The organism is Micromonospora sp. HNM0581, from assembly GCF_012726175.1.
Lineage (GTDB): Bacteria > Actinomycetota > Actinomycetes > Mycobacteriales > Micromonosporaceae > Micromonospora.
This window is the reverse complement of the sequence record NZ_JAASAD010000003.1, coordinates 304,231-326,733: the sequence shown is the minus strand read 5'-3', so window position 1 is coordinate 326,733 and position 22,503 is coordinate 304,231. Positions and strand designations below refer to the sequence as shown.

General features: G+C 70.8%; 25 protein-coding genes and 2 pseudogenes. 17 read left to right on the top strand and 10 right to left on the bottom strand.

Annotation, left to right across the window (positions count from 1 at the left end; all coding sequences use genetic code 11):
* Nucleotides 1-29: 29 nt before the first annotated feature.
* The 3 genes from HCA58_RS06905 to HCA58_RS06895 all read left to right on the top strand — a co-directional run bounded on the left by HCA58_RS06905 (nt 30) and on the right by HCA58_RS06895 (nt 2,931).
* Nucleotides 30-1,487, top strand: a complete 1,458-nt coding sequence (locus HCA58_RS06905; protein WP_169596905.1) for a PAS domain-containing sensor histidine kinase — start codon at nt 30-32, stop codon at nt 1,485-1,487.
* Nucleotides 1,488-1,519: 32 nt separating this feature from the next.
* Nucleotides 1,520-1,975, top strand: a complete 456-nt coding sequence (locus HCA58_RS06900) for an ATP-binding protein (protein WP_169596904.1) — start codon at nt 1,520-1,522, stop codon at nt 1,973-1,975.
* 71 nt (nt 1,976-2,046) lie between these two features.
* A complete protein-coding gene (locus HCA58_RS06895; RefSeq protein ID WP_169596903.1) occupies nt 2,047-2,931 on the top strand; it encodes a DUF5926 family protein in 885 nt (294 codons plus the stop codon).
* A gap of 24 nt (nt 2,932-2,955) precedes the next feature.
* Here HCA58_RS06895 and HCA58_RS06890 read toward each other — a convergent pair whose 3' ends face one another.
* Complete coding sequence (locus HCA58_RS06890; protein WP_346775890.1) at nt 2,956-4,185, bottom strand: arginine deiminase; 1,230 nt, start codon at nt 4,183-4,185, stop codon at nt 2,956-2,958.
* A gap of 163 nt (nt 4,186-4,348) precedes the next feature.
* Here HCA58_RS06890 and HCA58_RS06885 point away from each other — a divergent pair, with 163 nt between their 5' ends.
* From HCA58_RS06885 to pheA, 4 genes and pseudogenes are all read left to right on the top strand, one after another.
* Nucleotides 4,349-5,089, top strand: a complete 741-nt coding sequence (locus HCA58_RS06885) for a hypothetical protein (RefSeq protein ID WP_169596901.1) — start codon at nt 4,349-4,351, stop codon at nt 5,087-5,089.
* A 166-nt stretch (nt 5,090-5,255) separates the two neighbouring features.
* Nucleotides 5,256-5,714 carry a hypothetical protein gene (locus tag HCA58_RS06880; RefSeq protein WP_169596900.1) on the top strand — a complete coding sequence of 153 codons (459 nt, stop codon included), beginning with the start codon at nt 5,256-5,258 and terminating at the stop codon, nt 5,712-5,714.
* Nucleotides 5,715-5,882: 168 nt separating this feature from the next.
* Nucleotides 5,883-6,347: pseudogene (locus tag HCA58_RS06875) on the top strand (hypothetical protein); the annotation flags it as partial.
* 102 nt (nt 6,348-6,449) lie between these two features.
* Nucleotides 6,450-7,406 (top strand): prephenate dehydratase, encoded by a 957-nt coding sequence (gene pheA / locus HCA58_RS06870; protein ID WP_169596899.1) that lies wholly within the window; start codon nt 6,450-6,452, stop codon nt 7,404-7,406.
* A gap of 52 nt (nt 7,407-7,458) precedes the next feature.
* Here the strand turns inward: pheA and HCA58_RS06865 are convergent, their stop codons facing one another.
* The 3 genes from HCA58_RS06865 to HCA58_RS06855 all read right to left on the bottom strand — a co-directional run bounded on the left by HCA58_RS06865 (nt 7,459) and on the right by HCA58_RS06855 (nt 9,108).
* Nucleotides 7,459-8,175: an AIM24 family protein gene (locus HCA58_RS06865; protein WP_169596898.1), complete on the bottom strand. Its 717-nt coding sequence runs from the start codon at nt 8,173-8,175 to the stop codon at nt 7,459-7,461.
* A gap of 67 nt (nt 8,176-8,242) precedes the next feature.
* Nucleotides 8,243-8,581: a metallopeptidase family protein gene (locus HCA58_RS06860; protein ID WP_169596996.1), complete on the bottom strand. Its 339-nt coding sequence runs from the start codon at nt 8,579-8,581 to the stop codon at nt 8,243-8,245.
* Between the two features lie 95 nt (nt 8,582-8,676).
* Nucleotides 8,677-9,108: an OsmC family protein gene (locus tag HCA58_RS06855; RefSeq protein WP_169596897.1), complete on the bottom strand. Its 432-nt coding sequence runs from the start codon at nt 9,106-9,108 to the stop codon at nt 8,677-8,679.
* Between the two features lie 159 nt (nt 9,109-9,267).
* Between HCA58_RS06855 and HCA58_RS06850 the strand changes: the two genes are divergently transcribed.
* From HCA58_RS06850 to HCA58_RS06840, 3 genes are all read left to right on the top strand, one after another.
* Nucleotides 9,268-9,981, top strand: coding sequence for a hypothetical protein (locus HCA58_RS06850; protein WP_169596896.1), 714 nt, complete (start codon nt 9,268-9,270; stop codon nt 9,979-9,981).
* A gap of 175 nt (nt 9,982-10,156) precedes the next feature.
* Nucleotides 10,157-10,978: an HAD-IIB family hydrolase gene (locus tag HCA58_RS06845; protein ID WP_169596895.1), complete on the top strand. Its 822-nt coding sequence runs from the start codon at nt 10,157-10,159 to the stop codon at nt 10,976-10,978.
* Nucleotides 10,978-11,790 (top strand): HAD family hydrolase, encoded by an 813-nt coding sequence (locus HCA58_RS06840; protein ID WP_169596894.1) that lies wholly within the window; start codon nt 10,978-10,980, stop codon nt 11,788-11,790. Before HCA58_RS06845 ends, HCA58_RS06840 begins: the two co-directional genes overlap by 1 nt.
* 45 nt (nt 11,791-11,835) lie before the next feature.
* On the opposite strand, the gene HCA58_RS06835 is transcribed toward HCA58_RS06840, so the two are convergent.
* A complete protein-coding gene (locus HCA58_RS06835; RefSeq protein ID WP_169596893.1) occupies nt 11,836-12,438 on the bottom strand; it encodes a bacterial proteasome activator family protein in 603 nt (200 codons plus the stop codon).
* Nucleotides 12,439-12,524: 86 nt separating this feature from the next.
* Between HCA58_RS06835 and HCA58_RS06830 the strand changes: the two genes are divergently transcribed.
* Both HCA58_RS06830 and HCA58_RS06825 read left to right on the top strand, forming a co-directional pair.
* Nucleotides 12,525-13,322, top strand: a complete 798-nt coding sequence (locus tag HCA58_RS06830) for an alpha/beta hydrolase (RefSeq protein WP_169596892.1) — start codon at nt 12,525-12,527, stop codon at nt 13,320-13,322.
* A gap of 77 nt (nt 13,323-13,399) precedes the next feature.
* A complete protein-coding gene (locus tag HCA58_RS06825; protein WP_169596891.1) occupies nt 13,400-14,599 on the top strand; it encodes an ABC transporter substrate-binding protein in 1,200 nt (399 codons plus the stop codon).
* Nucleotides 14,600-14,657: 58 nt separating this feature from the next.
* Here HCA58_RS06825 and ddaH read toward each other — a convergent pair whose 3' ends face one another.
* Nucleotides 14,658-15,491, bottom strand: a complete 834-nt coding sequence (gene ddaH / locus HCA58_RS06820) for a dimethylargininase (protein WP_346775889.1) — start codon at nt 15,489-15,491, stop codon at nt 14,658-14,660.
* Nucleotides 15,492-15,550: 59 nt separating this feature from the next.
* Between ddaH and HCA58_RS06815 the strand changes: the two genes are divergently transcribed.
* Together HCA58_RS06815 and HCA58_RS06810 are read left to right on the top strand one after the other, a co-directional pair.
* Nucleotides 15,551-16,009 (top strand): Lrp/AsnC family transcriptional regulator, encoded by a 459-nt coding sequence (locus tag HCA58_RS06815; protein WP_169596890.1) that lies wholly within the window; start codon nt 15,551-15,553, stop codon nt 16,007-16,009.
* A gap of 57 nt (nt 16,010-16,066) precedes the next feature.
* Nucleotides 16,067-16,729, top strand: a complete 663-nt coding sequence (locus tag HCA58_RS06810; protein WP_169596889.1) for a hypothetical protein — start codon at nt 16,067-16,069, stop codon at nt 16,727-16,729.
* Between the two features lie 7 nt (nt 16,730-16,736).
* Here HCA58_RS06810 and HCA58_RS06805 read toward each other — a convergent pair whose 3' ends face one another.
* From HCA58_RS06805 to HCA58_RS06795, 3 genes are all read right to left on the bottom strand, one after another.
* On the bottom strand, nt 16,737-17,816 hold the full coding sequence (locus HCA58_RS06805) for a hypothetical protein (RefSeq protein WP_169596888.1): 1,080 nt from the start codon (nt 17,814-17,816) through the stop codon (nt 16,737-16,739).
* 88 nt (nt 17,817-17,904) lie between these two features.
* Nucleotides 17,905-18,189: a DUF6457 domain-containing protein gene (locus tag HCA58_RS06800; RefSeq protein ID WP_169596887.1), complete on the bottom strand. Its 285-nt coding sequence runs from the start codon at nt 18,187-18,189 to the stop codon at nt 17,905-17,907.
* Nucleotides 18,186-18,884 carry an NTP transferase domain-containing protein gene (locus HCA58_RS06795; RefSeq protein WP_169596886.1) on the bottom strand — a complete coding sequence of 233 codons (699 nt, stop codon included), beginning with the start codon at nt 18,882-18,884 and terminating at the stop codon, nt 18,186-18,188. Before HCA58_RS06795 ends, HCA58_RS06800 begins: the two co-directional genes overlap by 4 nt.
* A 39-nt stretch (nt 18,885-18,923) precedes the next feature.
* On the opposite strand from HCA58_RS06795, the pseudogene HCA58_RS06790 reads away from it, so the two are divergent.
* Nucleotides 18,924-19,301 (top strand): annotated as a pseudogene (locus HCA58_RS06790) (formate dehydrogenase accessory sulfurtransferase FdhD); the annotation flags it as partial.
* 102 nt (nt 19,302-19,403) lie between these two features.
* Here the strand turns inward: HCA58_RS06790 and HCA58_RS06785 are convergent.
* Nucleotides 19,404-20,441 carry a DUF4192 domain-containing protein gene (locus HCA58_RS06785; protein WP_169596885.1) on the bottom strand — a complete coding sequence of 346 codons (1,038 nt, stop codon included), beginning with the start codon at nt 20,439-20,441 and terminating at the stop codon, nt 19,404-19,406.
* A gap of 142 nt (nt 20,442-20,583) precedes the next feature.
* Here HCA58_RS06785 and HCA58_RS06780 point away from each other — a divergent pair, with 142 nt between their 5' ends.
* Together HCA58_RS06780 and moaA are read left to right on the top strand one after the other, a co-directional pair.
* A complete protein-coding gene (locus HCA58_RS06780) occupies nt 20,584-21,498 on the top strand; it encodes a fructosamine kinase family protein (protein ID WP_169596884.1) in 915 nt (304 codons plus the stop codon).
* Nucleotides 21,495-22,502 (top strand): GTP 3',8-cyclase MoaA, encoded by a 1,008-nt coding sequence (gene moaA, locus HCA58_RS06775; protein WP_169596883.1) that lies wholly within the window; start codon nt 21,495-21,497, stop codon nt 22,500-22,502. Before HCA58_RS06780 ends, moaA begins: the two co-directional genes overlap by 4 nt.
* Nucleotide 22,503 lies beyond the last annotated feature (1 nt).

The window sequence follows — 22,503 nt, the reverse complement described above, 5'->3', positions numbered from 1 at the left end:
CCAAGACGGGAGGCAGGCACACTCGGCTCATGCCGGACCGCATCGACTACTCGGCTCTCCTCGCCGGGCACACCGACGTCATCGAGATGATCAATTCCGGTGACGCGGGTCTGCCGGTACTGAATCAACTGCTCCGGGTCGCCCAACCGGCACTCGGGGCGGCCGGGATGGCGTTCGTGGAGTTCGCCCCCACCGGCGGTCGGGTGATAGCCGCCACCGGCGCCGCCGAGTGGACCGTCGGCCGACCGCTGCCCGCGAACGATCCCACCACCAGTTGCCTGCTCGCCGGTCCCCGGGTGCAGTGCGTACGAACCGATCGGTTCACCGGCCCGCTCGCAGGTGAACTGGCCGAGCGCGGCTTGTGCCGCATGGTCGTCTCCCGGGCCGAGATCGGCGGCCACACCGTCGGAAGTCTGCATGCGCTCTACCGAGCCGACGACGAGACACCCACCGACGAGCAGTGCGTGGTGGTCGGATTCGTCGGCTCCTGCATCGCCCACATGTACGGCGACCAGAGCGGCCTGCCGGTGCACGGCGACGGGCCGGTGGTCGCGGCGCTCGCCGACGGGCTGGCCGTGATCGACCGCGAGACCCACGTTCGGCTCTGGAACCCGGCCGCCGCACAGGTGACCGGTCGGTCCACCGCAGAGGCGATCAACCAGCCGCTGCCCTTTCCCCTCCCGCCGTCCGGACAGGTTCTCGACCATCGTCTACCGAATGGGCGCTGGCTACGGATCACCTCGGGTGCGCTGCCGGGTGACGGCGCCCTGCGGGTGGTCACCTTCCATGACATCACCGATCAGCAGCGGCACGACCACGAACGGGATCTCTTCGTGGCGGTCACCAGTCATGAACTGCGCACCCCGGTGACTGTGATCAAGGGCTTCGCGGACACCCTGACCGACCACTGGGACTCGCTCGGCGAGACCGACCGGCGGCAGGCGGCCCGGATCATCGGCCAACGGGCCAACGAGCTGGCCCGGCTGCTCGACCGCCTGCTCTGCTCCGCAGCCGAGGCGTGGCCTGGCGACGGGCCGCCGGCCCCCTTCGATCTTGCCGAGACGCTGCGGGGCGCGCTCGCCGACCTGCCTGCGGATCTGCGTCGACGGACGACCCTCGAGGTACCTACCGAGTTGCCGCGGACGATCGGGCATCGTCAGAGCCTGGCCACCGTGCTCACCGAACTCGTCACCAACGCCGGCAAGTACTCCCCACCCGACTCCCCGATCGACGTCACCGCGGGCGCCGACGACCGGACCGTCTGCTTCCGGGTCGCCGACCGGGGCATCGGTGTACGTCCGGAGCACGTGGAACGGGCCTTCGACCGGTTCTGGCAAGGCGAATCCGGTGACCGGCGTCGGTATCCCGGCACCGGTCTCGGCCTCTATCTCGTCCGTCGGATCGTTGAACAGCAGAATGGGTGGGTATTCCTTCGACCGAGAAGCGGTGGGGGTACGGTCGCAGAGGTGCGGCTGCCCCGCAGGTGACAGTGGGGGTCACGGGCGGGAGAGAGGTAGAGGTGGCGACGAGAGCTGTCGAACAGTCGTGGTGCGTGGTGGTGCCACACCATGCCAGCGGAGCGCGGATCGCCCGGCACCGGCTCGCCGCCGAGCTGGCCGGGGCCGTCTCCCCGGCGATGCTCGCTGATCTGGTGGCGGTCCTGGCCGAGCTGGTCGGCAACGCGGTCCGGCATGCCGGCCCGCTACCGGGTGGCGTGGTCCGGGTCGCCTGGCGGCTGCGCCAGACACCCGAGGGTCCGCAGCTCCGGCTTCGGGTCACCGACGGCGGGGCTGCGGGTGTCCCGCAGATCCGCCCACCGGACCCGGACGCTGCCGACGGACGGGGCCTACACATCGTCTCCGGCCTGGCTACCAGTTGGGGCGTGGAACGCGACGGGCTCGGGCAGAGCGTCTGGGCCGACTTCGACCCGGTGGGTGACCGGCCCGCGCTGGCGGCCACCGGCTGCGTTCGGTAGGTCGACCCGCTGTCAGGGCATGGGTGGGTCCGACCCCCACCGCCCACCGGATGGCTCTAGGCTGTGTCGCCGTGAGCAAGCGTCGAAAGAACCAGAGGTCCGCCGCCGCGTCCGGTAAGCGGGAACGGATCCGGGACGTCTTCGTTCCCCGCCCCTTCGAGGGGCTTGTCGACGAGCCCGAATGGATCGCCCTGCGAGAGCTCGTCCCGGCCGCCTCCGCCCCGCTGCGGCTGGCCCCGACGCTCGTGGACGAGCACGGCGACCGGCCGGTCACACTGGCCACCGTGCTGCCGATGGCCGCTCCCGCGATGTGCCGGAACGACGGTCACATCTTCATCGGGCTGCAGCGTCATCTTCATTCCGGTGACGTCTCCCGCGACCTGGCCGAGTCGCTGCTCTGCGCACTGCGTACCGCCCCCGGCGCGCAGGTCGCGGTGCCGCCGCTGCCCGGACCGGGCCCCCGCTTGCAGGACATCCTGGTCGACGGCCCGTTGGAGATCAGCCTGCACGAGGGGTTCGAGTTCTGGCTGGCTCCGGAGGCAGCCGAGGATCCGACCGTGCGAGCCTCGCTGGAGCGGGCGAACGCGGCGATCTATCCGACGGTGCGGCTGACGGCCGCTCGGGCGGCGTACTGGTGCCGGGTGACGGACAAGGCGCACGTCCGCTGGGTGCTGCCCGAGGGCGAGGAGGCCGCCCTGGACGCGCTGGCCCGGCTCGGTGCGGCCGGCTCGCTGACCCTCGGCGGCCAGACCCGCCTCGCCGGCATGTTCCGGGCCCACGGGCGGCTGGTACCGGTCTGGGATCTGCCCGAGGAGATTCCGGCGGGTGACTGGGAACAGCCGGTCGCCGACTTCGCGAAGCGGTACGCCGACGCCCTGGCCGAGACCGGACCGCTCGACGCCGACGCCCGCAGGTCCCGGCAGGGGCTGCTCGGCCGTCAACTCACGCTGCGTTGAGCTGCCGGCCGGAGGGCCCCCGCGCTACCTGACATGTTCGTGTGGTGCCCCCGCTCGCTCCCGCAGCAGCGGGCACGACATGCAGCGAGGGCCACCGCGCCCGGAGCCCAGCTCCGATCCGGCGATCGGGACGAGTTCGATGCCGGCCCGCTCCAACTGGGCGTTGGTCTCGACGTTTCGCTCGTACCCGACGCAGAGCCGGGGCGCGAGCGCCAGGGTGTTGTTGCCGTCGTCCCACTGCTCCCGCTCGGCGGTCACCGGGTCGAGCCCGGTGTCGATCACCCGCAGCCGGTCCAGGTCCATCGCGGCGGCGGCGGCCCGCAGGAACGGTGCCGGCCCGTCGACCCGCAGGTCCTCACCGTCGGCGCCGGCGATGACGGTGTACGCCGACAGGGTGCTGGCAACGTTCGGGTACATGAGTACCGCATCGGTGTCGACCATCGTGCAGATCGTGTCGAGGTGCATGGTGGCCCGTTCCTGGGCGATCGGTACGACGAGGATGGTGTGCGCCGACCCGGCCGCGAAGACCCGCCGCGCCAGGCGCTCGGCGCCGGCAGAGGTCGTCCGCTCGCCGACGCCGACGGCCAGCACGCCGGCTGCCAACAGCAGCACGTCACCGCCTTCCAGCGGCTCCAGGCGCGGCTGGTAGACGAACTCGGTGCCGGCGAACCGGGGATGGTGGCGGTAGATGGCTTCGGTGAGCGTGGTTTCCCGCTGCCGGGCGGGCATCGCCAAACTTGTCACACCGACCCGGTCACCGATCCACAGTGACGAGTCACGGGTGAACAGCAGGTTGGGCAGCGGGTCGATGATGAAGTCGTGCCGGTCCATCAGGGTGTGGACGAGGCCACTACGGCGGTCCCGTCCGAGCCGCAACTCCTCGTGGGCCAGACCGGCCACCAGCACGCCGGCCAGTGCGGCCGGGTCGAGGTACGCCAGGTGCGCGGCGATTCGGGTGCGCAGGGTGTCGCCGAGCCGCGGCGAGTCGAGCACTTCGTCGGTCAGCTCGGTCCGGGCCTGCGGCACGGCAAGCGTCTCGGTGAGCAGGTCGGTCAGATAGAGCACCTCGACGCCACGTTCCCGCAGGGCTGCCGCGAAGGCGTCGTGCTCTTCCTGGGCCCGGCCCACCCACGGGATGCCGTCGAAGAGCAACGAGTCGTTGTTGCGCGGGGTGAGCCGAGCGAGTTCCGGCCCCGGCCGGTGCAACAGGACTGTGCCGAGCCGGCCGACTTCACTGTCCACGTAGTGGCCCACCCTCGCAGCGTAGGGCAAGGTTTGGCGGCATCCGGTAAAACAACCGTGGGTGAATATGGCATTCATCCGCAGTCATTCCGGCGCTCCGGCTTGCCGACCACCGGGACTGGCGACGTAGGGTAGTGAGAACGTAACTTCGAGGGACCTTTTTCCGGAGGTCGCGATGACTGTCTTCCCCGCACGTCGAGCCGTACCGTCCGCCAGGGCGCTGCCGCCAGTGGCGGTACCGCACCCCCGGGGCGAGTCTTCCGGGGCGGTCGCGACTCCTCGTCCGTCTCCACTGGAATGGGCCCGCCGCCGTCGGGCGGAGCGGGGCGCGCGACGGCTCGAGGCAGCCGGTGCCCGCGCTCTCGGTCAGCTCGACCATCTCGGGCCGGCCTGGCACGTCATCGACTGGCCCCGCACCGACCCGGCGGACGTCCTGCTCGACGACCACGCGGACGATCGGGCCGGGTTCCTGGCGATCGGCCCGAGCGGACTCTTCGCCGTCACCATCGCCGACCACGGCCGCGCCCGCGTCCTGGTCGCCGCCGACGTGGTTCAGATCAACGGCAAGCGTCCGCCCTACGTGGCCGAGGCCCGACGCGACGCCCGGCGAGCGAGCAAGGCGCTTACTGCGGCTGTCGGCCACCCGATCCCGGTGACCCCGGTGCTCACCTTCGTGGGCTCCGGGGTGATCAGCGTCTACGGCCTGCCGAAGGACTGCCTCATGGCGACCCATCGGGAACTCGACCGGCTCCTGGTGGCCGGCGGCAACCGGATCAGCCCGGCCACCGCCGAGAAGCTGTCCCGGGTCGCCGCGCACCCCGGCACCTGGGGAAACGGCAGCCACCCACCGGCAGCCGACTACCGGTGGTACGAGGACGGCCGAATGGCCGCTGACAAGCCGACCGGCCGGCGGTAACGTCAGCGGCGACGTCTTGCGACCGGAACGGCTCGGCTCCCACCGGTCCGCTCCGTCGCCGACCGGGCACTGATCGACACCGACAGCACCGTACGTCTGAAACGGTCGGCGGTCGCTCCCGCGACCGGCTAGCGTGGACGTATCGTCGGTGCGCATAGGAGGCTCGGTGGCCCACGTCGAACTCTCGCTCTCAGAAGTGTTCGCGCCCGCCGGGGGGACACCGACAGAGCCTGGGTGCGACAACATCGACAGGTGGTCGGCCACGGTGTCCAGTGCCCATGAGCCCTGTCTGCTCATCGACGCCGAAACCCTCGTGCTGGCTGTCTCCACCGCTGGTTGTGAGCTGCTTCAGCTGGGCGCACCGGAGAACGTGATCGGTTTCCCGCTGCTCGACGGCGGTCTGCGACTGCTGGACTTCACCGCCTACCGGGGCGAGCTGGCCGAGCCTGAGATCGACAAGATCCCGCCGCTGCTGGCGCTCACCTCTGGCCGGCTGGCCCGCGGCCTGCTGCGGATCAAGGCGGCGATGAAGGACGCACCCGACGCGACCGTGGACGCCATCTCCACCCCTGTGGTCGCCGACGGCACGGTGGCCGGATCCCTCACCTTCTTCTCCGAGGTCTGACTTCCTCCTACCATGGGCTCGGCCCCCGCCATCCCAGTCTCCCGCCGTGAGGACCACCCCGTGCCGTCCACCACGCCGTTGCACCCCGGCCCCGCCCGGTCGACCACCGGTTCCCGTGCCCGCGCCATCGGGACCCTCAAGCCGGGTGGCCCATTTCTCGGTGTCGCCATGCTGACCGCGCTGCTTGTCGCCGGATGCGGGGCGCCCCCAGAGGTACTCGACGGCGGTGGTCTGCCGACGCGCGCACCCACCCGGACACCGGGCAGCCCGACCAGCCCCGTCACCCCGTCGTTCGGCGTGCTCCCGGGGGCTGTCCCGACCGCTCCATCGGCCGACCCGGGGCTGAACGCGGTCACCTGTGCCGGGGAGCCGTCCGCGAAGAGCATCACCGAGTTGGTACGTGGTCGTGCCGGCCTGCTGCCTGACAGTGCGCGGGTCAGCGTCCGAACTGGCCCGTTGTGTGCCGCCGACTGGCATCTGACCACCCTCGATGTGGCCGGGTACGAACCGCTGCAGGTGGTCACCCGGGATCGGGCCGGAACACTGAGCCTGGTGACCGCCGGCACCGACGTATGCACGGCCGAGGTGCGGGTCGCCAGCCCCACCGGCATCCAGACGCTTGCCTGCGGCAGCGATGGCGGCGGCATTCCGGTGCCGGTCCCCCCGTTGACGCCGTCGACGCTCTCAGCCTCGCCGTCGGGCTCGTCGCCGGCTCCGGGTGCGTAGGCTGAGCGCATGCCGGGAACACCGCCCACCCGTTTCGTCTATCTCGGGCCCGAGGGCACCTTCGCCGAGCAGGCACTGCGTACCGTGCCGGCCGCCGAGCGCGGCAGCCGTACGCCGGCTCGCAGCGTCGGCGAGGCGCTGGAGGCCGTTCGGTCCGCCGACGCCGACGCGGCTCTGGTGCCTCTGGAGAACTCGATCGGTGGCGCGGTGGGGATCACCCTCGACGAGTTGGCCGAGGGGGAACCGCTCGTCATCACCCGGGAGGTGATCCTGCCGGTGGAGTTCGTGCTCGGGGCACGCGCGGGAACTGTGTTGCCGTCGGTGCGCAGCGTAGCCGCCCACCCGCAGGCGTCCACCCAGTGCCGGGGCTGGTTGCGTACGCATCTTCCCGACGCGGTCGTGGTGGACGTGTTGTCCAACGGGGCGGCGGCGGCCGGGGCGGCCAGGGACGAGTACGACGCGGCGATCTGCGCGCCCATCGGGGCCACCCGGCACCGGCTCGCCGTACTGGCGGACAAGATCGCCGATCATCCGGACGCGGTGACCCGTTTCGTGCTGTTGGCGCGGCCCGGTCCGCCTCCGCCCGCCACCGGCGACGACGTCACGTCACTCGCCATCTACATCGCGCACGACCGGGTGGGCGCGTTGCTGTCCGTGCTCATGGAGTTGGCGGTGCGGGGCGTCAACCTGACCCGGATCGAGTCCCGACCGACTGGTGAGGCACTTGGTCGCTACGTCTTTTTCCTCGACTGCACCGGTCACGTCGCCGACGTACGGATGGGCGAGGCGTTGCAGGGGTTGCGTCGGGTCTGTGCCGACGTGCGCTTCCTCGGCTCCTACCCTCGGCACCGATGGGAGGGTTCGGCCAGGGAGCGGCCGGTGGCCGCGCCGGTGGGCCTCTCCGACGCGGACTACACCGACGCCGCTGCCTGGCTCGCCCGCCTACGCGGGGGCGAGCTGACCTGAAGGGCCCACCGGGGGCCGGTTCCGGCGCGGGGCGGGTCTCGGTGGGCGCGACCTATCGGAACAGGCTGCCGAGGACCCCGCCCTGGTCCTCCTGCCCGCTACCCATGATCGGCGGTTCCTCTGAGGGCTGCACGACGACGAAGCCGTGACCGGCGAAGCTCATCGTGTACGCCTCACCTGTGGAGCGACCGAGCAGCGTGCCGAGCCCGATCTGCTCGGCGCGGTGGTAGCCGGTCTGCAGACCAGCAGACCAGCAGACCGCGGCCTGCGGATCGACGTAGGTGGGGGCGTCGACGTTGAGTACGACAGGGGTTCCCCTGGTCGTGACGGCGATCCTGCCGTGCCCGGTGAAGACGCAGTTGAACAGGCCGGACGAGGCCATTCCCGCCCCGCCGACCATCTTGATGTCGTAGCGGAGGGTGGCGTCGAAGGCGAGCACGCTGGAGCCGTTGATGGACAGGGCATCGCCCGGCTCCAGGTCGATGACGTGCACGTCCTTGGCGAAGTCGGCGAGGAAGATGTCGCCGCGTCCGGTGAGTTTCATGAGCGGTACGCCCTCACCGGTGAGCTTCTGCTTGAGAAAGTTGCCCAGTCCGCCGGAACCGAGGGCCTGAAACTGCACCTGCCCCTGGTAGGCCACCATCGATCCGACCCGGGCCATCGCCTCGCCGTCGAGTTCGATCTTCAACATCTTGGAGTTCTGCAACCGCATCCCGGGCTGCGCCGACTCCTGCTCCAGATTCGCTGCCGAGAACAGCTCGCTACGCATGTTTCCTCCCTGCTCGCCGTTTCCTGCCGAGAGGGTAGGGCCAGCCCGCAACCTGGCGTAAGAGCCCTCAGTCCCAGCCCAGCTCGTGCAGACGCGCGTCGTCGATGCCGAAGTGGTGGGCGATCTCGTGCACCACCGTCACCGCGACCTCCTCGACGACGTCGTCGTCGTTCTCGCAGATACGCAGGATCGGGTTGCGGTAGATGAGGATCCGGTCCGGCAGTACGCCCGCGTAGTCCCAGCCTCGCTCGGTCAACGCGTGTCCCTCGTAGAGGCCGAGCAGGTCCTCCCCGGGCGGCGGATCGTCTTCGACCAGGATCACCACGTTGCTCATCAACGCCAGCAGCTCCTCCGGAACCTCGTCGAGCGCATCCCCGACCAGCTCCTCGAACCGCTCACGTCCCATCTCGACCGCCACGTCCGCATTCTCCCCCAGGCTGCCTGCGACCCGGCACCCCCGGGAGCGGCGGACCGGCACGTGGGTGCCGGTCCGCACGACGGTCAGGAGGTGAGGCGGGCGGTGAGGGTGATCTCGGCGCCGGGCGAGAGCAGGCGGGAGATCGGGCAGTTCTGTTTGGCGGCCTCGGCCAGCTTGGCGAACTGTGCCTCGTCGATGCCGGGCACCTCACCGACGGTGTCCAGCTCGATCCTGGTCACGGTCATCCCGGCGTCGGTCTTGTCGAGGTGCACCTTGGCGGTGGTCTCCACGGAGGTCGGCGTCGTGCCGGCATCGGCGAGCGCCTTGGAGAAGGCCATCGAGAAGCAGCCGGCGTGCGCAGCGCCGATCAACTCCTCGGGGTTGGTGCCCTCCCCCTCCTCGAAGCGGGACTTGAAGGAGTAGTTCCCCTCCAGCCCGCCTTTGCCGGTGCGGATGGTGCCGGACCCCTCGGTGAGGTTGCCCTGCCAGCGTGCGGAAGCGGTACGGATAGGCATACACCTGACGCTAGCCCACGTAGGGCCGGGAGGCGACCGACCACCCCCCGGGTCCCGTGGTTGTTCCTCTGCGTCGCGTCCCGGCTGTGACATGATGCCAACCGGACCCTGCGGCGCGCGGTGGACGCGCGGCGTCCCGGCCACCAGTAGAGGTGTCTGATGACCCACGACCTCCCTATCCCCCGTCAGGACGACCGGTCCGACGAAGCGAACGTCATCGAGTGGGGCGCGGGAGACGAGACCGCTGCGGCTGGGCGGTTCCGGCGGACCTTCGGCGGGCTCGGTCGGGACCACCGGGTGCCGTTGCTGTCGGCCGGGCTGGGTGGGGTGGCGGCCCTGGCATCGCTGCTGGGCGAATGGGCGACGATCACCGTTCCCGACGCAGGGCCGGATCCGAACACACCGCTCCAGGTGATCAGCGATGTCTCCGACCTGGGTATGGGCTCCGCGTACCTGGTCGGGCTGCTCGCCCTCGGTGCCACGGTGGCGCTCGCGGTGCGCGGCACCGACTCCGTTCGGGCGAATGCCCGAGTCGCCGGTCTGGCCCTGGCCGCGGGTCTGCTCGCCTTGCTGGTGGCGACCACGACGTCACTTGACGACTCGCTCGGTGAGACCATGCTGTTCAACCCGGAGCTGACTCTCGACGTCGAGTACGGGCGCGGCCTGACCGTCGCCTTCGTAGCCGTCGGGCTGTTCGTCGTGGCGCTGCTGCGCGCCGCGCCCGGGCCGGTCGGATCAGCGGCGGCACCGCAGGGGTCACGGCGGGGCAGCCGACTGCCGCTCGGGGACGCGGAGCCGGAGGGGGAACGTCCACCCGCCGACATCACCGTCACCCCGACGGTGCCCTTCGCCCGGGAGGCACCGCCCGGCTGATCCGGCGGACCAGGTCGAACGTCACCTACGGGGCGTCGTCCATTGGCGCCCGATTCGCCTGGAAGCCATGGTTGCTACCGGGTCTGCGAGGTACGGTGGCTGCCCGCCATTTCGCCGGGTCGCCGTTCGACGAGGTGAACGGCTGGTCGCGACGGCGGCGGGCGAAGGAGGAGCGATGAACCGCCCGGGCCTGCCCAAACTGATAGCCACCGACCTCGACGGGACGCTCGTCCGTAGCGACGACACCGTGTCGGCCTTCACCCACAAGGTCCTCGACCGGGTACGCGCGGCCGGCATCCCGGTGGTGGGGGCCACCGGTCGGGGCCCTCGGCTGACCGAACTCACCCGCAACGACATCCGCGCGGCCGACTTCCTCGTGCTGGCTGGTGGCGGCCGGGTGGTCGACCAGAGTGATCCGGAGGGGCCGGTGGTGCTGCGGGACGAGCGCCTCTCCTGCGAGGTGTTGGCCGTCCTGCTCGCTGAGTTGGAGGCTGCGGTGGGCCCACTGACGGTGATGGTCGAGGCGTCCGACGAGCACGACGCCCCGCTGTGGGGTGACTACCATCCTGCGTGGCCCTACCAGGACGCGTTCGAGGTACGCAGCCGCGCCGAGTGCCTGGCCGGTGATGTGATCAAGGCGTTCGCCCGTACCGCCGACCACCACGTGGACGAGTTGCTGGCCGTCGCCCGGGAGATCGCCGAACCGCACCGCGCCACGCTCACCCAGGCAGGTCTTGGCTTCATCGAAATCTGCCCGCCGGGGGTGGACAAGGCGTCCGGGCTCAGCGTCGTCGCGCAGAATCTCGGCGTGGACCCCGCCGACGTGCTTGTCTTCGGTGACATGCCGAACGACCTGCCGATGTTCGAGTGGGCCGGATGGGGGCGGGTGGCCGTTGCCAATGCTCACCCGAGCTTGCGCGCGGCGGCCGACGAGATCACCCTGCGCAACGACGACGACGGGGTTGCGGTCTACCTCGACCGGCTACTGTCCCGGTGATGGTTCCCACTCCACACCTGATCGCCACCGACATCGACGGGACGTTGCTGCGCGACGACCGCACCCTGAGCTCCCGTACCGCAGCCGTTCTGGCCCGGATCCGCGCCCGGGGCACGCCGGTCGTCCTGGTCACCGGCCGACCGATCCGTTGGCTCCGGCTGGTGTACGAACAGCTGGCCGAGCCGTTGCCGGCGGTCTGCGCCAACGGCGCGGTGGTCTACGACCCGACCACCGACGACGTGTTGCGGGCCGATCCGTTGGCTCCGGAGCTGCTCGCCGAGGTGGTCCGCCGCCTGCGTGCCGAGGTGCCGGAGGTCAGTCTGGCCGTGGAGATAGTCGACGGCCGGGAGATGCGTCACGAGGCGCACTACCCGTTGCGGTGGGACGCCGACGAGGAGGCGATCCGGGCCGTGCGGACGGCCGAGGAGTTGTTGTCGGCACCAGCGGTGAAACTGCTCGCGCGGGCCGGCGAGCAGGACCCGGACCGGTTCACCCGGCTCGTCGCCGCCGCCCTCACCGGGCTCGCGGAGGCCACCCACTCGTCGTACTCCGGGCTGGTGGAAATCTCGGCGGCGGGGGTGACGAAGGCAGCCGGTCTCGCCTGGTACTGCCATCGCCTCGGCATCGCCGCAGCGGACGTGCTTGCTTTCGGGGACATGCCGAACGACCTGCCGATGCTCACCTGGGCGGGGCGGGCCGTGGCGGTCGGCAACGCGCATCCGGAGGTGCTGGCGATCGCCGACGAGGTCGCCCCGGCGAACTCGTCCGACGGTGTGGCGGCGTACCTGGAGAAGGTTTTCGGGGCGGACTGAGCCGTCCGGACGCGGTGCGACGAGCGCCGCGTCCGGACGGCGGGATCAGAGGTACTGCCCTGTGCTGTGTCCTTCACCACTGGACTGACCCATGCCCGGCATGCCTGGCAGCGCCGCCCCGGCGGGTCCGCTGGGCAGCGCCTGCCGGCCGGAGCGCATCTGCTCCAGCTGTACCCGGGCTGCCATCTGCTGTGCGACCAGGGCGGCCTGGATGCCGTGGAACAACCCTTCCAGCCAGCCGACCAACTGAGCGTGGGCGATGCGCAGCTCACCTTCGCTCGGTGCCTGGTCCTCGGAGAACGGCAGCGATATCCGCTCCAGTTCCTCGCGCAGCTCGGGAGCGAGTCCCTCCTTCAGTTCGACGATCGACCGCTTGTGGATCTCCCGCATCCGGTGCCGGCTGGCATCGTCGAGAGGAGCGGCCTTCACCTCCTCCAGCAACTGTTTGATCATGCTGCCGATCCGCATCACCTTGGCCGGCTGCTCGACCAGACGCGACGGATCCTCGCCGAGCCCCTCGTCGGTCTGCACGGTGCCGACAGGCCGGCCGTCTGGTCCGACCACCACCACCGTCCCGGAGTGTCCGGTGCCCTCCCGATCGGGCTCGTCGTTCTGTCCAGCGGAGCGCGCTTCGGTCATGCCCTCCATCTTTACCCAGCGGTACCGGTGGACGCGCGTCGGCCCGGCCGGACACCCGTCCCACGCAGGCCCGTGGACCGCGCTACCGTCGCCCGATGCCCTCCGATCCTCGGGCGGTGCTCACCCGCCCCGCACCCGAACCGGACGTGAGCGTCGCGTACGGTTCGCATCCGGACCAGATCGCCGACCTGCGTCGCCCGGCCATCTCAAAGGCGCCCCGGCCGCTGGTGGTCGTGGTGCATGGTGGTTTCTGGCGGGCGGAGTACGACCGGCGGCACACCGGGCCGCTGGCGAGCGCACTGGCCGCGCTCGGATACCCGGTCGCCCAGTTGGAGTATCGGCGGACGGGGCAGCCCGGAGGTGGCTGGCCCGGCACTCTGACCGACGTGCTGGCGGGGGTCTCGGCGCTGCCGAGGCTGGCCGAGGCCGCCCTGCCGGGGCTGGTCGCTGCCGCACCGCCGGTGCTGGTCGGTCACTCGGCGGGCGGGCATCTCGCGTTGTACGCGGCAGCCCACGCCCCCGGGGAGGTCGCCGGGGTCCTGGCTCTCGCGCCGGTCGCCGACCTGGCCGAGGCGTACCGGCTGGACCTGGACGGTGGTGCCGTGGCCGCGCTGCTCGGCGGCGGACCAGCCGACCTGCCGGAGCGGTACGCGACCGCGGATCCACGGAGCCTGGTCCCGCCGCGGCCACGCACGGTAGTGATTCACGGCACGCTGGATCAGCATGTCCCCATCGACATCTCTCGCAGTTATGTGGCTGCCGCCCGTGCTGCGGGTGGCAGAATCCACCTGATTGAGCTGCCAGATTGCGAGCATTTTGGTCTTATCGGACCCGACTCGTCGGCGTGGCCAGAGGTCACCGCCGCGTTGCGGTCTCTACACGAAGATCACTAGCCATTGACGCAGCGTCGCGTAGCAGGTAGAACGCCGAAGGGGCGGATGCGCCCGGCTACAAACTCGAAGGGAACCCGGTGTCGCAGATGAACCGCAGGCGCGCACTCCAGCTGCTGGCCGCGCTCGGTACGAGCGGACTCGTCGCCGGGTGCGGCTCCGACGCCGAACCGGAGGTCACCGGCACCGAGACCCCGGTCAAGATCGGGCTCGTCGCGCCACAGTCCGGCACGGGCAAGGCCATCGGCGACGAGCTCGGCAACGGCTTCGAGCTGTACCTGGACCTGAACGACAGGCGCCTCGGCGGCCACCCGGTCGACCTGGTGACGGCCGACGAGGGTGACAACGTCAGGTCCGGACAGGCTGCCGTCGAGGAGCTGATCAAACAGGGTGTCCTCGCCCTGACCGGAGTCGCCAATCCCTCGGTCATGTTCGGCATCCGGGACATCGTCGAACAGGCCCGGGTCCCGTTGATCGGTTCCAACGCATCCCCGCCGAGCCTGCAGAGCGTCGTCTACATCTGGCGTACGTCGTACGTGCTCGACGAGGCGGGCCGGGCGCTCGGTCGCTACCTGAAGGACGAGCTCACCGACACCGACCGGGTCGCGACGATCCTGCCCGAAGGGGTCGTCGGTGTGGAGGACGTGCTGCGTGGCTTCCGTGAGGAGTTCGGCGAGTCCGATCCACGGATCGCCTCGGAGGTCGTCTGGACCTCCGGCAGCAGCAGCCCCGGCAGAACCGCCTTCGTCTCGGACATCAACCGCGCCCTGACCGGCGACCCGTCGGTGGTGTTCTGCTTCTACACCGGCACGGCGGCCGTGGAGTTCATCATGCAGCTACGCGACGCCGGCTTCGAGGGGCAGATCTACGCCCCCGGCTTCCTCACGGAAGGTTCGGTGCTGGAGAACATCCGGCCGGCGAGCGACGCGCTCGGTATCCGCACCGCGCTGAACTACTCCGCCGACCTGAACAACGCCGCCAACCGGCGGTTCGCCTCGGCGTACCGTAAGAAACACAACACCTCACCCACCACCTACGCGATGGCCTCGTACGACGCGGCCAAGGTGCTCGACCAGGCGATCCGTCTCGCCGGCACGGCACCCACCGCACAGGAGGTGAACCTCGCGCTGGGTCGGATCGGGCAGATCGACAGCCCACGTGGTGCCTGGCAGTTCAACCAGCCGCGTACGCCGCAGCAGAAGTGGTACCTACGCGAGGTGCAGCGCGACGGCCAGGTGATCTCGAACGTACTGGTCAACGAGTTGTCCACGCTCGGCTGAGTCGGGAAGATGCTGCGAGGCCACTCATGACGGGACGGCCTCGCAGCTCAGTCGGAGCTCAGAGCCGCAGCTCGGCGATGCAGCACTTCACGCTGCCACCGCCCTTCTTGAGTTCGGCCAGTTCCACCGGCACCGGGGTGTAGCCGGCCGCCTTCAGCCGGCCGGCGAGCCGGGTGGCCTCGCTGTTGAGCACCACGTTGGCACCGTCGCTCACCAGGTTCAGTCCGAAGGCGAGAGCATCCTCGTCGTCGGCGAGCACCGCGTCCGGGAAGAGCTGGGCGAGCACCCGCTGACTGGCAGCCGAGAAGGCACCGGGGTAGTAGACGATGTTGCCGTCGTCGATCGAGGCGAGTGCCACGTCCAGGTGGTAGAAGCGCGGGTCGACCAGTCGCAGCGAGACCACCGGCCGACCGAGTGCCTCCTGCGCCTCGGCGTGCGCCGGCAGTTCGGTGCGGAAACCGTGTCCGGCCAGAATCAGCCCGCCGTGGGCCTCCGGCAGGTACGCGAAGTCCCCCTCGCCCTCGTTCGTCTGGTTCGGCGCGATGAACCGCCAGCCCTGCGACTCGTGGAACGCCCGGTGGGTGGCCGCTTCGGCGGCCCGTTGCTGGTGCCTGAACTGCGCCCCGTAGACCGTGCCGTCGACCATGAACGCACCGTTGGCCGCGTAGACCATGTCGGGCAGGCCGGGCTCGGGTACCAACAGGTGGACCTCGTGCCCGAGGCCGACGAGGGTTTCCCGCATGCGGTCCCACTGCTTCACTGCCAGCTCCGCGTCGACCGGCGCAGTCACGTCCATCCACGGATTGATCGCGTACTCGACCGCGAAATGCTCGGGGGAGCACATGAGAAATGTCCGCTTTCGCGGCACTCGCTGCTGGTTCACGATGACCAAGGGTAGGTATCGTAGAACTTTGGTAACAGCCGCAAACATTGCTTTCAAGAGGCGGAACATTGCAGATCGACGCCGTCGACCAGCGGATCATTGCGCTACTGATCGCTGACGCCCGTGCCTCCTACGCCGACATCGGCACCCGGGTGTCACTCTCCGCCCCGGCGGTGAAGCGGCGGGTCGACCGGCTGCGGTCCGCCGGGGTGATCAGGGGATTCACCGCCATCGTGGACCCAGCCTCGGTCGGCTGGACCACCGAGGCTTTCGTGGAGCTGTTCTGCGCCGGCCGCACCACCCCGGCCCAGATCAGCGCCGCCGTACGTCGCCATCCCGAGGTGGTCGGCGCGTACACCGTCTCGGGGGAGGCCGACGCCCTGGTACACCTGCGCGCCGCCGACATCGCCCACCTCGAAGAGGCGCTGGAGCGGCTGCGGGCCGAGGCGTTCGTGACGTCCAGCCGCAGCACCATCGTGCTCTCCCGGCTCGTCGAATCTCCCGGTGTGGGCCCCTCCACCGGCTGACCCGAACCCTCAGGCCGCAGACGGAACCAGACGTGAACCGGCCACGTCGAATCGGGCATGAAACGGGGAAGCAGGATAGTCACCGCCGGCGGATCGCTGGTCCTGCTCGCGCTGATCGCCGGTCAGCCGGCCGGATCGCGGCCCACGCCGACCAGGTCCGGCGCGACCGGAGCACCAGATGTGCCGGTCAGCCTGGTCACCTTCGACTCGTGCCCCGACGCCCTCACCGAACTGCGCGCAGCCGCCACCGCGTCGGTCGGCCCCCACGGCCTACCCGATGCCATGGGGCGCGCCGGCGATCTTCTGTCGGCCGACGCTGCCGAATCGGCGGCTCGCACCTCCGCCGGGGTGCCCGGCGCCACCGGCGACCCACAGGCAGACCCGGGTCACTCGACGACCAACGACCACGAGGCCGACGCGGACGAACCCGACCTCGTCAAGACCGACCCGCCGGGCCCGGCCGACGCGCTCCGCTCGTTCGGGCCTGCCGGCTCGCCCCGCCTGCTGCTTGTCGACCTTGCCGACCAGCCACGACTGGTCGGCACCTACCTGATCGAGGGCCGCACCGTCGACGGCCTCGGAGCGGAGCCTCGCCTGGATCGCCGCCACCTGAACCTTCCTCCCACGCGGGTGGGGTCCGGTTTCTCGGGGTTTCCGGGCCCCACCCGCCTCCACCGCAGCTCGGTCGAGATCGGGGCGAACCTGCTAGACGGGCACTGACCGGCCCTCAGAGGTACATGCCGGTGCGGTGCTCGCCGCGGCCCGGCTTGTCTCCCTCGCCGAAGAACCGCTTGCCGCCGAACTCGCCGTGCAGGCGATCGTCCAGCTCATCCGCGAGCCCGGTCATCACCTGCACCGCCAGCATCAGGTGGGTCGGCTGGAAGTTGCGGCCGAAGACCGGGATCGACGCCCACACGGTGTCGTCGGCACAGTAGAGCCGTCCGATCGGCATCCGGTTGGTCAGCTCGGAGAGCTTGACGTACAACCGCTCGGTCGGCTCGACCTCGGTGAGCACCGGTGAGAAGACGTCGACCAGCGGCGGATTGTCCCGTACCCGGACGAAGACCATCGCCGAGCCTGCCCGGATGTTGATGTCCCCGTCGGAGTCCACCTGGAGCCGGTCGGAGTCCGACTTCAGCATCGTCGACACGACCGTTCGCACCCGCTCGGCTAGATCCAGCACTTCCGTGCCGGCCTCGGACTCGTCGGTGGCGGCCAGTGCCTTCTCCAACTCGGCGCCGATCTCCCGCGCCAGGTTCGCCGCGCTGCGGGCGGTCCCCAGAGCCTCCCCCGGGATTGGCTCACCCTCGCCGTCGGAGATCGCATAGACGAGAAACGCCGGATGAGGGGCGCCGTAGATGTCGCGCAGGGTGCGCGAGAGCAGCGTGGCCAGCCGGGTGGCGGCGTCCGCGGTGGCGTCCAAGCCGAAATGGTCCCCCGATCCGTCCACCACGCCCGGCGGTGACCAGCCCAGCGCGACCATGTCGGCGACCGCGGCGCGGTCCAGCCGGTAGCCCGCCGGCAGAGTGGTGTTGCCCACCGCCCGAGCCGCGAACCGGCCGTCGCTCTTCACCTCGACATGGACGGAGTACACGGCGTCGTCGGTGCCGGAGGCGGTCGGGTCGAGGGTCAACGCCACCTCCGCGCGCGGCGGCAGCGTGGACAGTCGCTCTGCCAGCGCCCGGGCGAACTCCCGCCACGCCTGGGTCACTTTCGCCCGCAGGTCGGCCGTGCTCGGTTCGTCGAGCAGGACCGACTCGTGCTGCGCCGGTGTGCCGGGCAGCGTCGAGGGGTGGTCAGCCGTCATGATCGCCTCCGTCCGTTCCGGTCACCCTACCCAGCAGCTTGCCGGACGGATCTCGGTGCGGACCGTGATCAGACAACGCTCCGGGCCGTCAGCGGGAGTCGGGGCCGGCCGGGTCAGCCTGGGCATGCGGTTCGCCGCCCAGCCCGACCGGCCAGGTCGCCGCCAACCCGGAGAGCCGGGCCACGGCCTCAGCCGGATCCGCGCCGCGCCCGACAGCCAGACCGATCAGGTACGCGGAGACCGGCGCACCGGGCCGCAACACCTGGTGCGCCACGTCCCGGGCCAGATCCAGCACGGTCGGCACCGGCACCTGCTCCGGATCGAGTCCCAGCTCAGCACAGGCTGCCGTGACCCAGTCGTCCAGCACCGTCATCGCGTCCACTCCTCCGCCCGGCGTAGGTCACGCTCAGTGTCGCAGTCGAACCATGGCTCCGGACCGGCACCGTGCCACGTCACCTCCCGCACCGTCAGTCCGGCGAGCAGATCCCGCAGCGGCGCCCCGGTCACGTCGCCGTTCCGCTGGGCCGAGAGTCGTTCCAGAGCAGCCCGCAGGGCGGCCGGCCGCCACACGCCACACAACGTTTGCCGCCGCCCCGACCGGTCCAGGTAACAGGCCCCGTCGAAGGTGACCGCACCCGGCGAACCGGTACCCGACGTACCGGTGCTCTCCGCCTCGGCGTCCGGCGCTGGCCAGCTCGCCGGTCGATCCGACCTGAGCGGGTCGATGCCGGTGCTGTGCAGGTGGTCCAGCAGGCGCCCGACGGCGAGCCGGGTCAGCATGGGCAGGTCGGCCGCGAGCAGCGCGACGGCGGGCACCTCGATGTCGAGCAGGGCCAGCCCGGCCGCGACGGCGGCCACCGGCCCGCCGCCCGGCGGTTGCTCCCGGGTCAGCCGCACACCGATGATCGCCGGTCCGGGGCCGACCAGGATCCGGGGCGACGCGTCGGCAACCGCGGCCAGCACCCGCTCGCGCATCGGCACCCCGCCGACCGGTAACACCGGTTTGTCCGGGCCACCCATCCGACGTCCCGCGCCACCCGCGAGCACCACCGCCCCGTACGCCGTCATGGCGTCACGCTAGCCGCCCGTACGGTTGCGGAGGAGCCCGCGGCGGACGTGTCCACCGCACAGTTGTGTGCCGGCACGGAGAGCCCGAACACCTACAACGTGGTAGACGTGGCCCTCGCTCCCGGCGTACCGGATCCTGCCACCGACGCGACCCGGCACTTCCACACGACGAGTGCCTGGGGCGGGCTGCACGCCGCCGGTCTGTTCTATCCCGACGGTGAACTGGTGGTGCTGCGCGAGGACGTGGGCCGCCACAACGCGGTCGACAAGGTGGCGGACTGGGCGGTACGCGAAACGGTGTCCGCGCCGAGCATTCTCGCGGTCGACCTGGCCGCCGAGGCGGGGATGACCCTTGTCGGGTTCCTCCAGGGACGGACGATGAACGTCTACACCGGTGGACACCGGATTCCCGGGTGACCTGTGCCCCGGCCTGCCGCCAACGGTAGGCGAGCATCTCGGGCAGCTCCGACCGGGCTGGGGCGTCCCGGGCGATGCTGGTGCGGCGAGCATCTGGCACGCTCACCGCGGACGCCGTCGTGCGCGCCGCCTCGCCCGACGCCGCGCTCTCGGTAGTCCGGTAGCCGGCCAACCGTCCAGCTGGGACGGGGCCACTCCCCGGCGGAGCAGGTCGTCCAGCAACACGGCGAGTGAGTAGTCCGGATGTTCGGTCAGTACCCGCTCCAGAGCCATCGCCGCCAGCGCGCCCTGCCCGCCCCGCCAGGCAGCGAACGCGAGCAGTGAACCTGGAGCGGCGATCAGCTGTGGTGCGGCCCGGCGCAGCACCTCGGACCAGAAGGCGACGTCTTCCTCCCGTCCGTCGGTGTGCTCCCAGGCGTGGTCGCGTACCGGCAGGTTCGTGAGGAGCAGACAGAGCCAGGCCACCTCGTCGTCGGTCAACCGTTCGCCGCTGCGGTGGCGACGCAGAGTCGTCCGCAACGCCGCGGTGCCGGCAGCCCGCAGGGCCCGAGCGCCGAGCAGGTCGGTGGCGGGCGCGCTGGCCACCAGGTCGTCGAGTCGTCGCTCCGCCCGCTCGACCGCCTGCCGCATCGCCTCCCCACCGACCGGAGCCACCTGCGCGGCCAGCGCCGCCCGGTCAGGTAGGGCCACCTGACCGGCGAAGACCGCCGCCGCCGGCACGGCGCTGGCCTGCGGGTCGTATCGGGTGCCCTCCGGCGGGCAGCACTCCGGCTCCTCGCAGAGGTAGGACCACCACCGCCCGTCGGTGACCCGCAGTGCGTCGAGCACGGCCAGCCCTGCCTCGGCCAACGCGGCCCGGACGGCATCCACCGCCGGGGTCACCCGGGCCGCCGGACCGTACCCGACCACGGTGGCCGCGTCGGCGCCCTGCCGGGCGGTCACCGCCGCGATGTGGCGACCGGGCTCGTAGGGGTCGGTGTCGCCGGGCAGGTCGCCACGTGCGGCGAAGACGATCCGCTTACCGGACAGCGCCACCACCACGATGCTGTCGGCGGGATGGAAACCCAGCAGGTACGGCACGGCGGCGATGAGGTCGGCGGGAGAACGTACGGAAAGGCGGGGCAGCTCGGTCGAGTTCATGCAGGCAGCCTGCGAGCCGGACGTCCCGCACCGCTGCCCCTGTGGACGACACGCCCCCTATCCACAGCTACGGAGCGTAGTTCCGCAGCTCACACTCGATCGACTGACCCGGCTCCGGCGAACGGAACGATAGGTTGCGGAAATGGATCTGGCGTACCTGCGGGCGCATCCGGAGCAGTTGCCCGCCTTCCTGACCCACCAGCGGATCCGGGAGACGCCGGTGTCCGGCGGTGACATCTGCGCGGCTTCGCGGCTCACCCTGGACGACGGTCACTCGGTATTCGCCAAGACCTGGCCGGAGCACGGGGGCTCGTCGGCGCCGGAGGGGTTCTTCGCCACCGAGGCGGCCGGACTGCGCTGGCTCCGCGAGGTCGCTGCCGTCGCCGTACCGGAGGTGCTTGTCGTGTCGCCGGAGTTGCTGGTCCTGGAGTGGGTGGAGCCGGGTGAACCTGGTCCGGAGGCAGCAGCCCGGTTCGGCCGGGAGTTGGCCGAGCTGCACCGGGCGGGCGCGCCGGCCTTCGGTGCCCGGTGGCCGGGGTTCATCGGTGCGCTACCAGCCGACAACACGCCTGACGACGGTCCCTGGACACAGTGGTTCGCGCGGGCCAGGCTGCTGCCGTACCTGCGTCGCTCGGTCGACGGTGGGGCACTCACCGTGGCTGACGCCACCCTGGTCGAGCAGGTCATCGACCGGGTCGACGAGTTCGGCGGCGACGAGCCGGCCAGCCGTGTCCATGGTGACCTCTGGTCGGGCAATCTGCTGTGGGGGCACGACGACCGGGTCTGGCTGGTCGACCCAGCGGCACATGGTGGGCACCGGGAGACCGACCTGGCCCAGTTGGCACTTTTCGGCGGTCCACCGCACCACGACCGAATCGTGGCGGCGTACCAGGAGAGCTGGCCGTTGGCCGACGGGTGGCGGGCCCGGTTGCCACTGCACCAGCTGCACCTGCTGCTCGTGCACACCGCGCTCTTCGGCGCGGCATACCGCGATTCGGTCACCAGGAGCGCCCGGGACGCCCTACGTGGGGCGGGCCGCGCTACCGTCGACGGGTGAGCCTGCCCCCGTCCACCGGCCTCGTCGACAGCTACGGCCGTGTCGCGCGGGATCTGCGGGTGTCCCTGACCGACAAGTGCAACCTGCGCTGCACCTACTGCATGCCGGCCGAGGGTCTGCCCTGGCTGGCCGGGCCGGAACTGCTCACCGACGACGAAGTTGTCCGGTTGATCCGGGTCGCGGTGCGCCGACTCGGCATCGACGAGGTGCGGTTCACCGGCGGTGAGCCGCTCATCCGTCCCGGTCTGGTCGACATCGTCGAAGCCGTCGCGGCACTCGATCCGCGTCCCCGCATCTCGCTGACCACCAACGGTATCGGCCTTCATCGGCTCGCCGCCGCCCTGCGCGACGCCGGTCTGGACCGGGTGAACGTCTCGCTCGACACGCTCGACCGGGCACGCTTCACCCGGCTCACCCGCCGGGACCGGCTGGCCGACGTGCTCGCCGGCCTGGCCGGCGCGGCCAGCGCCGGGCTCACCCCGGTCAAGATCAACGCTGTTCTGCTGCGCGGCGTCAACGACGACGAGGCAACGGCGCTGCTGCGTTTCGCCCTCGACCACGGCTACGAGCTGCGGTTCATCGAGCAGATGCCACTCGATGCACAGCACGGCTGGGACCGCGCCGCCATGGTCACCGCCGACGAGATCCTGACCACGCTGCGTGCCGCGTACGGTCTCAGTCAGGATCCAGCCGAACGCGGCAACGCTCCCGCCGAAACCTGGCTGGTCGACGGTGGCCCGGCCCGGGTCGGTGTGATCGGCACGGTGACCCGGCCGTTCTGCGGCGACTGCGACCGGACCCGGCTCACCGCCGACGGGCAGATCCGCAACTGCCTGTTCGCCACCGAGGAGTCGGACCTGCGCGGCGCGTTGCGGGCGGGTGCCGACGACGACGAGCTGGCCCGGCGCTGGCGGGCGGCGACGTTCACCAAGCGAGCCGGGCACGGCATCGACGATCCCTCCTTCCTGCAGCCGACCCGGCCGATGTCTGCCATCGGGGGCTGAT